The organism is Dickeya sp. CFBP 2040 (genome assembly GCF_012273755.1).
Classification (GTDB): domain Bacteria; phylum Pseudomonadota; class Gammaproteobacteria; order Enterobacterales; family Enterobacteriaceae; genus Dickeya; species Dickeya poaceiphila.
This window is the reverse complement of sequence record NZ_JAAVXH010000074.1, coordinates 129,629-141,981: the sequence shown is the minus strand read 5'-3', so window position 1 is coordinate 141,981 and position 12,353 is coordinate 129,629. Positions and strand designations below refer to the sequence as shown.

Below are 12,353 nucleotides of genomic sequence, written 5' to 3'. Positions count from 1 at the left end.
CCACATCCCGTGTAATTCATTAATAACGCCACACATTACGAGATTGTAATATATGAAAACATATTTTATTTGTCAATAAAGAGCGAAGTTGAATATTTCCTGCCAGAATATTACAGTAGAACTGATGGCGTAACGGTATTGCCGTACGCCTCAATAAAAAGGGATGGTTTTTTATATTAATCAAGGATATCAACTAATGGCACGCTACCTGGAAGTATCAGACATCGTTCAACAATGGCGCAATGAGCGTCCCGATCTGGATGTTGAACCTATGTTGGTGATTGGCACCCTGTCTCGCGTCAGTCTGTTGATTGATCGTGCTTTGGACAAGGTGTTCAGCAAGTACAAACTGAGCGCACGCGAATTTGACATTCTGGCAACCCTGCGCAGGCGCGGTGAGCCTTATGCCATCAGCCCGTCTCAGATTGTCAGTGCACTGATGATCAACAACAGCACCCTGACCAGCCGTCTGGACAGATTGGAACAGGCGGGTTGGTTACGCCGGATGCCGATTGAAGGTGATCGCCGCTCGGTCAATATCCAGTTGACCGATGAGGGTTTTGCTCTAATCAATCGGGTGGTGGAAGAACATGTGGAGAATGAACGTGAAATCCTCGCCCCGTTCAGTGAAGAAGAGAAAAACCAGTTGCGCGCCTTGTTAGGGCGTGTTGAAAAACATCTGGTGAACAACCGCTGATGCTCTAACGCACATCACGATCTGATGGCGGAAGGCGACGAGTACGAAAAAGGCATCCCGATGGGATGCCCTTGCTGTCGTTATATTCAGGTCGATATTATTTCGTGGATTTGTCCTGCAAAGATGGAGTGGCGACCTGCGGCAGCCCCGTATTGCCTGAAGCAATCAAGCCGCTTTCCACGTAGTTGAACAGCTTTTCGCGGGTATCGGTGATATCCAGATTACGCATCGTCAACTGGCCGATACGATCATCCGGCGAGAACACGGATTCGCCTTTCTCCATTGTCAGACGTTCCGGTTTATAGGTCAGGTTGTCCGATACGGTGTTCAGAATCGAGTAATCGTTACCACGACGCAGCTCAAGCGTCACCTCGCCGGTGATTTCACTGGCTACCCAACGCTGCAACGCATCACGCAACATCAGCGCCTGCGGGTCAAACCAACGGCCCTGATACAGCAGACGGCCCAGTTGACGACCATGAGCGTGGTATTGCTCGATAGTATCTTCGTTATGAATGCCCGTAACCAGACGTTCGTAGGCGATATGCAGCAACGCCATTCCCGGTGCTTCATAGATGCCGCGGCTTTTCGCTTCGATGATACGGTTTTCGATCTGGTCGCTCATGCCAAGGCCGTGGCGGCCACCGATGCGATTGGCTTCCAGCATCAACTCCACGTCATCGGAGAATGTCTGCCCGTTTAACGCCACCGGATGACCGCGCTCGAAACGCACAGTCACTTCTTCCGCCGCAATACGCACGTTGTCGTCCCAGAACTTAACGCCCATGATCGGATTGACGATCTTCACACTGGAGTTCAGGAATTCCAGATCCTTCGCTTCGTGGGTCGCGCCCAACATGTTGGAGTCGGTCGAGTAGGCTTTTTCCGCCGACATTTTGTAGTCAAAACCCGACTTCGTCATAAACTCGGACATCTCCTGACGACCACCCAGTTCGTCGATGAAATCGGTGTCCAGCCAGGGTTTGTAAATCTTCAGTTCCGCGTTGGTCAGCAGGCCGTAACGATAGAAACGCTCAATATCGTTGCCTTTGTAGGTACTACCGTCACCCCAAATGTTAACGCCGTCTTCTTTCATTGCCGCCACCAGCATAGTACCGGTTACTGCACGGCCCAGCGGGGTGGTATTGAAATAGGTCATACCGCCGGTAGTGTTGTGGAACGCACCGCACTGAATCGCGGCAATGCCTTCCGCCACCAACTGCTTGCGGCAGTCGATCAGACGGGCATTTTCAGCACCGTACTCTTTGGCGCGGCGCGGAATGGCATCGTAGTCGTCTTCATCCGGCTGACCCAGGTTAGCGGTATAGGCATACGGCACCGCACCTTTCTGACGCATCCATAACAAAGCGGCACTGGTATCCAGACCACCGGAAAAAGCAATCCCAATCCGCTGGCCCACCGGAAGATGTTTCAAAATCGTCGTCATAACTATTAGTCCCTGCTTGATTTCGATGGCGTTAAGCTTAGCAGCCCTGCCGCCGGGTTACGCAATGTCTGGTCATGCATTGAGACGCGCCCAACATGGTGTCATCAGAATCGATAGCGATGAACAATCGCGCATCAATGCATATTTATGCAAAATTTATGATTGATAATTTAAACATCTTTTCCAGCGGACCGGAAGAGAAGAGGAGGATTTTCAGGAAAAAAATTCACTACGGCAACATCTGGCCTGAAGACAAGGCCAAAACGTTGCCGCTTTTCATGCTGTCGATACACGTCCTTGATGTATCGACGCGGTTATAACGGCAAGCGCGCCCAGCCATGCAGCAACATATACCCCCCCACCACCGCTATCAGCAGGCTGGAGAAATAGGGTGCCCGGCGTGCCAGTGTGGCGAATCCCGGCCAACGGCGGCTGGCTTGCTGCACGCTGAGTGCGGCACCGACCCCAACGGCCACCAGCGTCAGTGCCAGCCCAACACTGAAACACACCACCAGCGCTGCCCCCAGCGTAAAAGCCTTCACCTGAATACATAACAGCAGCACCGTGATGGCGGCCGGACAGGGAATCAACCCGCCGGTCAAACCAAACAGCAAAATCTGCCCGTTGGTCGCTTCCCGGTTAGCGAAGCGCTGACGTATCTCATTAGCGTGCGCTCGTTCATGCACATCCTGATATTCACCATCAGCCTGCGCATGGTCATGATGATCGCCGTGATGATGCTCGTGGTGGTGATGATCATGCTGGTGTCCATGGCTATGCTGATGTAGCCGCCACGCGCGCTCATCGCGCCAGATACGCCAGAACATCCAGGTCGCCGTCCCCAGAATGATGATGCCGGAAATAAACTGCATCCAGGGTTCGGCAGATTCAGCAGTAAATTGCTGACTCAGATACATGCCGCCCAATGCAATTAACCAGACCACCGCAGTATGAGACAACGTAGCAGCAACCCCCAGCATCACTGCTTGCTTCACCGTCCCGCGGATCGCCACGATAAACGCCGCCATCATGGTCTTGGAATGTCCGGGCTCCAGACCATGCAGTGCGCCCAACAGCACAACACTGGGGATAAACAACCAGGCGTTCGCCATACCCTGCTGCAAAAGTAAGGAAAAATCCGTCATAGTTAGCATCCGAATCAGGTGGTCGGTGGGCCAGCCTGGATAATGAAGTGATGAAATATACTATACCCCAGTATATAAACAGACAAGACGGGAGCCGCCATGCCGCATACCATTCACGACAAAAAGAAACTGCTCACGCGTGTCAGGCGCATCAAAGGTCAGGCGGAAGCACTGGAAAAAGCGCTGGACGGCGGGGGGCGCTCATGCCTGGAAATTTTGCAGCAAATTGCCGCCATACGGGGCGCGGTGAACGGGTTGATGGGTGAGGTGCTGGAAGGCCACATCCGTGATCATCTGATGAATGAAGAAGCAGACCCCGCGGAACGCGCCACCGATTTGGAAGCCATCGTCACGGTAATTCGTTCTTATATGAAATAGTTCGTAGGAAATAGTTCGTAAAAGTAGGAAATAGTTAATAGAAAGCGGAGGTCGCCTGACTGCAACCACCCGTTTTACGATGACCACCGCTATCAGTCATCTGCAACACCGGAACGCCGCCTGATCATTGTCGTAGCGGCCATCACCGTAGCCGCTTTCACCATAACGCTCACGGTACTCGCGCGGCGTCAGGTCGTAGTCCTTGCGAAAAACGGAATAAAAATACGGTAACGAGGGATACCCGCACATAGACGAAACCTCGTTTATCGACAACGACGTCGATACCAGCAGATTTCTCGCCCGCTCCAGCTTTTCGGCATGGATCATACCGTGAATGGTCTGCCCGGTTTCATCCTTGAAGCGCTTCTCAAGGTTGGAGCGCGACAGCCCAACCGCGTCCAGCACCTGCTCCACCTTGATGCCTTTACAGGCATGGTGACGGATAAAATGCATCGCCTGAATCACGGCGGGGTCGCGCACTGAGCGGTAATCGGTCGAGCTGCGCTCCACCACCCGCAACGGCGGCACCAGAATACGCTGTAACGGCAGCGCATACGGCGTCAGTAACAGTTGGTGCAGCAGCTTGGCGGCCCGATACCCCATCTGCCGCGTCCCCTGCGCCACTGAGGACAGGGCGACGCGTGACAGGTAGCGGGTTAGTTCTTCATTGTCGATACCAATAACGCACAGCTTTTCCGGCACGGCGATATTCAGGTGCTCGCATACCTGCAGCAGATGGCGGGCGCGGGCATCCGTCACGGCGATGATGCCGGTTTGAGGCGGCAGGGTCTGAACCCAGTCCGCCAGCCGGTTCTGAGCATACTGCCAGTTGTCCGGCGACGTCTCCATACCCTGATACACCACGCCCTGATACTGCTCAGCCGCCACCAGTTGTCGAAAAGCGTGTTCACGCTCCTGCGCCCACCCTTTCCCCACTGACGCCGGCAAGCCGTAAAACGCGAACCGGTTCAACCCTTTATTCTTCAGATGCAAAAATGCACTTTCTACCAATGCATAGTTATCAGTGGCGATATAGTGCACCGGCGGGTAATCCTGTGGGTTGTGATAAGAACCGCCGACCCCCACCAGCGGCACCCGCACCCCGGCAAGCAATGCGATAATCGCCGGGTCATCGAAGTCGGCGATCACCCCATCCCCCAGCCAGTCGCGGATATTATCGATGCGGCAACGGAAATCCTCCTCAATGAAGATATCCCAGTCGCACTGAGACGCCTGCAGGTATTCCCCTACGCCTTCAACCACCTGCCGGTCGTATACTTTGTTGGCATTAAACAGCAACGTAATACGGTAGCGTTTCTCAAACATGGCGATATGTTCTCTTCGGACAGTGTGATGCTCCCTGAGTAAAATCCGGTGCCGACAGCCGATACTCGCCTAAATAGCACGACCGGCCTGCAGCCCAAAAACAATTTCCTTACTTTGCGAACTGTCTCGCTCATTGTGCCGCTGACACACCGTCCCCCCCGGCTATCGACAGTGATCCGGACTTATGTTTTTCAGGATTTATGTTTGGTGGCAGTATCCATCCACACCGCCAGCAGCAAAATGCCGCCCTTGACGATGTACTGCCAGAAGGTGGGTACATCGAGCATACTCATGCCGTTATCCAGAGATGCCATGATAAACGCCCCCATCACCGCGCCCGCCACGCTGCCTACTCCACCGGCCAGACTGGTGCCACCGATGACGCAGGCGGCAATGGCGTCCAGCTCCGCGATATTCCCGGCAGACGGCGACCCAGCCCCCAACCGGGAACTGAGTACCAGACCGGCCACCGCCACCATCAGGCCGTTGATGGCAAATACCACCAGTTTGGTACGCTCGACATTCACCCCAGACAGACGGGCCGCATCGATATTGCCGCCTACTGCGTAAATACGCCGCCCGAAAGCGGTACGCGCCGCCATGAACATGCCGCCCAGCATAATGAGCGCCAGCAGCAATACCGGCGTCGGCACACCACGATAGTCATTGAGCAAATAGATGGCACCCAGCACCAGCACCGCCATCAGCGCCTGACGGGTGATATCACCGGAAGCGTTCGCCACCGGCAAATCCAGATGCAGGCGACGCCACCGCTGACGCCAGCGCCACACCACAAACAACATCAACCCAACGACGCCAAATAAAAACCCCACCCCGTCAGGCAGATAACTCTGACCAATCTGCGACATTGCCGGACTGGTGGGCGACACCGTGGTGCCGTTGGTGATACCGATCAGTATGCCGCGAAACGCCAGCATACCCGCCAGCGTCACAATGAACGACGGCACGCGCCGGTACGCCACCCACCAGCCATTCCAGGCACCAAGCAACAACCCCAATAGCAGGGTTACCGCCACCGTCAGGGGCAACGGCCAGCCATACCAGACATCCAGAATCGCCGCCACACCGCCCAGCAGCCCCATCATGGAGCCGACCGACAGGTCAATCTCAGCGGAAATAATCACAAACACCATGCCTACCGCCAAAATACCGGTAATGGCGGTCTGGCGCAGCAGGTTGGAAATGTTGCGGGCGCTGAGGTACGCGCCATCGGTCATGAAGGTGAAGAACAGCATGATTGCGACAATCGCTGCGATCATCACCAACACCTGTAAATTGAAAGAACGGCGGCGGGGCATTTCGTCTGGAGATGCCGCCGGTGCAGTCATACGGTCAGACAGCCAGGTTTTCAGCATGATGCTCACTCCTTAATGCAGCTTCCATCACCTGCTCCTGTGTCAGGCCACGGTTGGGCAAATCTGCCTTGAGCCGCCCCTGATGCATCACCAGCACCCGGTCGCTCAGGCCCAACACCTCAGGCAGTTCAGAGGAAATCACGATGACGGCGATCTGTTGCTTAACCAACTGGTTGATCAATTTGTAGATTTCATATTTTGCGCCGATGTCGATCCCGCGGGTCGGCTCATCCAGAATCAGGATTTTCGGGCACAACAGCAGGCATTTCGCCAGAATAGCTTTTTGCTGGTTACCGCCGCTGAGGCGCGCAATCGCCAATTCCGGCGATGCGGTTTTCACTTTCAGGTGGGTTATCGAATGCTGTAGGCGGTGCTGCTCGTCGGCTTCCCGCAGCACCGACAACGCACCGGTGAACTGATCGAGCGCCGCCAGCGTAATATTCTGCGCGACGCTCATTACCGGAATAATGCCGTCTTTTTTACGATCTTCCGGCACCATGGCAATCCCTAACGTCATCGCCTGCCGGCAATTCTGGATAGCGACCGGTTTGCCTTCCACCCAAATATCGCCTTGCCATCGCCCCGGATAGGCACCGAACAGGCATTGAACCGTTTCGGTGCGCCCGGCGCCAACCAAACCGGCAATCCCCAACACTTCACCGCGATGCAGGCGGAACGACACATCATCCACCCGGCGGATATGGCGGTTCACCGGGTGCCAGGCGGTCAGGTGCTCCACTCGCAGCACCTCTTCGCCGATATCGTGCGGCTCATTTGGATACAGCTCCGTCAGCTCACGCCCTACCATCATGGCGATTACCTGATCCTCACTGAGTGAATCCGCCGGGCAGGTGCCAATGTGCCTGCCGTCGCGGATAACACAGATCACATCGGAAATCGCTTTAACCTCGTTAAGCTTGTGAGAGATGTAGATGCAGGCGATACCGTGGTGACGCAGGTCGCGCACGATATCCAGCAAGACGCCGGTTTCCCGTTCCGTCAGCGATGCGGTCGGTTCATCGAGAATCAGCAAGCGCACCTGTTTGTTCAACGCCTTGGCGATTTCCACCAGTTGCTGTTGACCTAACCCCAGTTCGCCAACGCGAGTATTCGGGTCAATGTCCAGACGCACCTGCGCCAGCATGGTCTGGCAACGCAGGTACATCGCGTCGTAATCCATCACGCCGGCACGCGTCCATTCATTACCGAGGAAAATGTTCTCCAGCACCGTCATTTCTTTGACCAGCGCCAGTTCCTGATGAATGATGGCGATCCCTTTCTGCTCGGTGTCACGAATATGCCCGGCACGTAGCTCATCGCCAGCAAACCGGATGCGGCCTTCATAACTGCCGTACGGATAGACCCCACACAGCACTTTCATCAACGTTGACTTGCCGGAACCGTTCTCGCCGCACAGCGACAACACCTGTCCGGCCTCCAGTTGCAGGCTGACGTTGTCTACCGCTTTCACTGCACCAAAAACCTTGGTGATGTTTTTCATGTCCAACAGATACGGCATATCCCCTCCGCCTCACCGAATGCCTGTCGCCCGGCAATACCGCGGTTGCGGGCCGCCGGACGACAGGAGAACTGGTTAATAGATATCTGCTTTTTTATGGAACCCATCGGCAATGACGGTGCTATCGATATTCGCCTTATCAACCGGGATAGGCGTCAACAGGAAGGCGGGGACCTCTTTCTTGCCGTTATTGAGCGTGGCGTTAGACTCAGGTTTCTTACCTTGCCCCAGCGACACCGCGATAGCCGCCGCATCCTGCGCCAGCTTGCTAATCGGTTTGTACACGGTCATGGTCTGAGTGCCGGCAACAATCCGCTTGATCGCCGCCAGATCGGCATCCTGACCGGATATCGCCACTTTGCCGGCCAGCCCCTGCGCGGAGAGCGCCTGAATCGCACCGCCTGCGGTCGCATCGTTCGAGGCCACTACCGCATCAATCTTGTTGTTGTTAGCGGTCAGCGCGTTTTCCATGATCTTCAGCGCATTTTCCGGCAGCCAGCCATCCACCCACTGGTCGCCGACAATTTTGATCTTACCGCTGTCAATCAATGGCTTTAATACTTTCATTTGCCCCTGACGGAACAGTTTAGCGTTATTATCAACCGGTGAACCTCCCATCAGAAAATAATTCCCTTGCGGCACTTTGTTGAGCAGATATTGTGCCTGAAGCTCTCCGACTTTTTCATTATCGAACGAAATGTAAAAATCGATATCCGCATTATTAATCATACGGTCATAAGCCAGCACTTTAATTCCTTCACGCTTGGCTTCGGCAATCACATTACTTAACACCTGACCGTTATAAGGGATAATCACCAACACATCGACGCCGCGGTTAATCATATTTTCTATCTGGGATAGTTGTGTTTCTTCATTGCCGTTGGCGGATTGCACAAACACTTTCGCCCCTTTTTCTTCGGCTTTTTTTACAAAAATATCCCGATCCTTCTGCCAGCGTTCAAGGCGCAAGTCATCGATAGCCATACCAATTTTTACTTCTTTAGCGACCCCTGGCTGACTCAGCATGGCAAGTGCGGCGCAGACTGACAGTAATACGTGTTTCATTTTCATCGTAGAGTACCTTTGTTATAGGAAGGCAGGACAAAAACGTCTCTTCACTTACGGCTACGTTGCATGAAATTGTTGACAAGAAAAGTCAGGGTCAGCAATTGCTGATTTTTATCTCTGAATTACGTTTTTTGGTTTAATTGTTATTTTTTGATAGCGGTCATATTTTTATCCTGTTAATTCATTCCATAACACAAGCAGTTGCGCGCGGCTTTTCAGATTATTCCGGTTATTTTTTGCGATCAAACGCACATTTAATAATTATCTGAATTTCAGTGTGAAATAACGTAATTGAGGAAACCGGCAGGCAAACGGAATATTAAGACCAGGCTGAAAATAGCCATTCCGGTGGTTTGCAAGGAGATAACAATGCACGCTTATTTTGATCAGATAGAAAAAGTTCGCTTTGAAGGTCAGGGCAGCCGCAATCCGTTTGCCTTCCGCCATTACAACCCTGACGAGATTGTCCTCGGCAAGCGCATGGCCGACCATTTACGTTTTGCCGTCTGCTACTGGCATACCTTCTGCTGGAACGGTGCCGACATGTTCGGTGCTGGCGCCTTCGCACGGCCCTGGCAGCAATCCGGCGACGCACTGGCGCTGGCGAAGCGCAAAGCCGATATCGCCTTCGAGTTTCTGCACAAACTGGGCGTACCCTATTACTGTTTCCACGATGTCGATGTCGCGCCGGAAGGCAACTCGCTGCAGGAATACCTGAACAATTTTGCCGCCATGGCCGAGATTCTGGCAGCCAAACAGCAACAAGCCGGCGTGAAGTTGCTGTGGGGCACCGCCAACTGCTTCACCAACCCGCGTTACGCTGCCGGCGCCGCCACCAGTCCCGACCCGGAAGTCTTTGCCTGGGCCGCCACACAGGTATTTACCGCGATGAACGCCACTAAAGCGCTAGGCGGCGAGAACTATGTGCTGTGGGGTGGCCGCGAAGGCTATGAAACCCTGCTCAATACCGACCTGCGTCAGGAGCGCGAGCAGATTGGCCGTTTCATGCAAATGGTGGTGGAGCACAAACACAAGATCGGTTTCAACGGTACGTTGCTGATAGAACCCAAACCGCAGGAGCCGACCAAACACCAGTACGATTACGATGTCGCCACCGTCTACGGCTTCCTCAAACAGTTCGGGCTGGAGAAGGAAATTAAGGTCAATATCGAAGCGAACCACGCCACGCTGGCGGGACATACCTTCCATCACGAGATCGCCACGGCGATTGCACTCGGCATTTTCGGCTCGGTAGACACCAATCGCGGCGACGCGCAACTCGGCTGGGATACCGACCAGTTCCCCAACAGCGTGGAAGAAAACGCGCTGGTGCTCTATGAAATCCTCAAAGCAGGCGGGTTCACTACCGGCGGCCTCAATTTCGATGCCAAAGTTCGCCGCCAGAGCACTGATCGCTACGACCTGTTCCACGCCCATATCGGTGCGATGGATACAATGGCATTGTCGCTCAAGGTGGCGGCGCGCATGGTGGAAGACGGCGAACTGAATCAACATGTCGCCAACCGTTACGCCGGTTGGAATAGCGAGTTGGGTCAGCAGATCCTGCAAGGCAACGCCTCGCTGGAGATGCTGGCGGGTTACGCCGCACGTCATCAGCTTGACCCGCAGCACCACAGCGGGCAGCAGGAACGACTGGAAAATTTGGTTAATCGCTATCTGTTCGGTTGAATAGGTGTATAGGCTGGCGCAAACCCGGCAACGCAGAAAAGCGGGTGTTGAGTCTGCGCCAGCGACACAAATATTCCAGCGGCACGAATATTCCAGCGGCACAAATAGTAAGGATAGCCTGATAACCGCACACAAAGTCACAGCGAGGCGTTATGTATATCGGCATCGATCTTGGCACATCGGGCGTGAAAGCCATCTTATTACGGGAAAACGGCGAGGTAGCAGCCAGCCACAGCGCACCGTTGAGTATCTCTCGCCCACATCCGCTCTGGTCGGAACAGAATCCGGAAATGTGGTGGCAGGCAACCGACGACGCGTTGAACGCACTGGCGGCACAGCAGACGCTAAAAGCGGTTCGCGCCATCGGGCTGACTGGCCAGATGCACGGTGCAACGCTGCTGGATGCAAAGCAACAGATATTACGGCCAGCCATCTTGTGGAATGACGGGCGCAGTGCGGCGCAATGTCAGCAACTGGAGCAGCAGGTGCCAGATGCCCGCCGCATCACCGGTAATCTGATGATGCCTGGTTTTACTGCGCCGAAGCTCAAGTGGATACAACAGCATGAACCGGACATTTTTCGGCTCATCGACAAGGTGCTGTTGCCAAAAGACTATCTACGCTGGCGTCTGACCGGCGACTTCGCCAGCGACATGTCCGATGCAGCCGGTACACTGTGGATGGACGTCGCCCGCCGCGACTGGAACGACTCCCTGCTCGCCGCCTGCGGACTCAACCGCGACCAGATGCCTGCGCTATTCGAGGGCAACCAGATTACCGGACACGTGCGCGCCGACATCGCCGCTCGCTGGGGTATGCCGCCAGTGCCGGTGGTAGCTGGCGGCGGCGACAATGCCGCTGGCGCCATCGGCGTTGGGCTGTATCAGGCCGGTCAGGCCATGCTATCGCTCGGCACGTCCGGCGTTTATTTTGCCGTCAGCGACGGCTTTCTCAGCAACCCTCAGCGTGCCGTTCACAGCTTTTGCCATGCGTTGCCCAACAGTTGGCATCTGATGTCCGTGATGCTGAGCGCGGCGTCCTGTCTCGACTGGGCCGCCCGGCTGACCCACGCCGACAGCGTGGCAACACTGATCACCGAAGCCGAGCAGGCAAGCGCGGAAGAAACGGCTACGCCAGTGTGGTTCCTGCCCTACCTGTGCGGCGAACGGACACCGCACAACAACCCGCAGGCTAAAGGCGCATTCTGGGGGCTGACCCACTCGCATGGTCGCGCAGCGCTGGCACGCGCCGTGCTGGAAGGGGTGGGATTTGCGTTGGCGGACGGCATGGATGCACTGCACGCAACCGGTTTGGAACCCCAGCAAATCACCCTGATCGGCGGCGGCGCTCGCAGCGCTTACTGGCGGCAGATGCTGGCGGATATCAGCGGCAAAACGCTGGAATACCGCACCGGCGGTGATGTCGGCCCGGCATTGGGCGCAGCGCGACTGGCGCAAATTGCGCTGAATCCGGCCATACCGCTGACACAGTTGCTGCCAGCCTTGCCACTGGAACACACCCACCAGCCTGACGCAACGCGTCATGCACTGTATGCACAACAGCGCAAAACGTTCCGTGAGCTTTACCAGCAACTCAGCCCGCTGATGACCTGATGCGGTTCTCCTGACAATGACAAAACTTACCTTATTAGCAACTTACCGTATTAGCCAAAAGAAAGGGCCACCAAAGTGGCCCTTTCCTGACAGGT

General features: G+C 55.1%; 10 protein-coding genes. 4 read left to right on the top strand and 6 right to left on the bottom strand.

The genetic code is table 11. The features are described 5' to 3' along the window. Positions 1-196 precede the first annotated feature (196 nt). Positions 197-697 carry a MarR family winged helix-turn-helix transcriptional regulator gene (locus Dpoa2040_RS10000; protein WP_042873545.1) on the top strand — a complete coding sequence of 167 codons (501 nt, stop codon included), beginning with the start codon at positions 197-199 and terminating at the stop codon, positions 695-697. Between the two features lie 97 nt (positions 698-794). Here Dpoa2040_RS10000 and argG read toward each other — a convergent pair whose 3' ends face one another. Together argG and Dpoa2040_RS09990 are read right to left on the bottom strand one after the other, a co-directional pair. Further along, a complete protein-coding gene (gene argG / locus Dpoa2040_RS09995; protein ID WP_042873547.1) occupies positions 795-2,144 on the bottom strand; it encodes an argininosuccinate synthase in 1,350 nt (449 codons plus the stop codon). Between the two features lie 314 nt (positions 2,145-2,458). Then, a complete protein-coding gene (locus Dpoa2040_RS09990) occupies positions 2,459-3,289 on the bottom strand; it encodes a nickel/cobalt efflux protein RcnA (RefSeq protein ID WP_168641148.1) in 831 nt (276 codons plus the stop codon). 99 nt (positions 3,290-3,388) lie between these two features. On the opposite strand from Dpoa2040_RS09990, the gene Dpoa2040_RS09985 reads away from it, so the two are divergent. Beyond that, positions 3,389-3,667 carry a metal/formaldehyde-sensitive transcriptional repressor gene (locus tag Dpoa2040_RS09985; protein WP_042873554.1) on the top strand — a complete coding sequence of 93 codons (279 nt, stop codon included), beginning with the start codon at positions 3,389-3,391 and terminating at the stop codon, positions 3,665-3,667. Positions 3,668-3,763: 96 nt separating this feature from the next. Here the strand turns inward: Dpoa2040_RS09985 and xylR are convergent, their stop codons facing one another. From xylR to xylF, 4 genes are all read right to left on the bottom strand, one after another. Further along, complete coding sequence (xylR, locus tag Dpoa2040_RS09980; RefSeq protein ID WP_168641147.1) at positions 3,764-4,993, bottom strand: D-xylose utilization transcriptional activator XylR; 1,230 nt, start codon at positions 4,991-4,993, stop codon at positions 3,764-3,766. A gap of 191 nt (positions 4,994-5,184) precedes the next feature. Next, positions 5,185-6,342 (bottom strand): xylose ABC transporter permease XylH, encoded by a 1,158-nt coding sequence (gene xylH, locus Dpoa2040_RS09975; RefSeq protein WP_246867280.1) that lies wholly within the window; start codon positions 6,340-6,342, stop codon positions 5,185-5,187. A gap of 4 nt (positions 6,343-6,346) precedes the next feature. Further along, on the bottom strand, positions 6,347-7,888 hold the full coding sequence (locus tag Dpoa2040_RS09970) for a xylose ABC transporter ATP-binding protein (protein ID WP_168641145.1): 1,542 nt from the start codon (positions 7,886-7,888) through the stop codon (positions 6,347-6,349). Between the two features lie 75 nt (positions 7,889-7,963). After that, positions 7,964-8,959 carry a D-xylose ABC transporter substrate-binding protein gene (gene xylF / locus Dpoa2040_RS09965; protein WP_146411659.1) on the bottom strand — a complete coding sequence of 332 codons (996 nt, stop codon included), beginning with the start codon at positions 8,957-8,959 and terminating at the stop codon, positions 7,964-7,966. 366 nt (positions 8,960-9,325) lie between these two features. Here xylF and xylA point away from each other — a divergent pair, with 366 nt between their 5' ends. Further along, on the top strand, positions 9,326-10,645 hold the full coding sequence (gene xylA, locus Dpoa2040_RS09960) for a xylose isomerase (protein WP_168641144.1): 1,320 nt from the start codon (positions 9,326-9,328) through the stop codon (positions 10,643-10,645). Between the two features lie 152 nt (positions 10,646-10,797). Then, positions 10,798-12,258 carry a xylulokinase gene (gene xylB / locus Dpoa2040_RS09955; RefSeq protein ID WP_168641143.1) on the top strand — a complete coding sequence of 487 codons (1,461 nt, stop codon included), beginning with the start codon at positions 10,798-10,800 and terminating at the stop codon, positions 12,256-12,258. Positions 12,259-12,353: the final 95 nt, after the last annotated feature.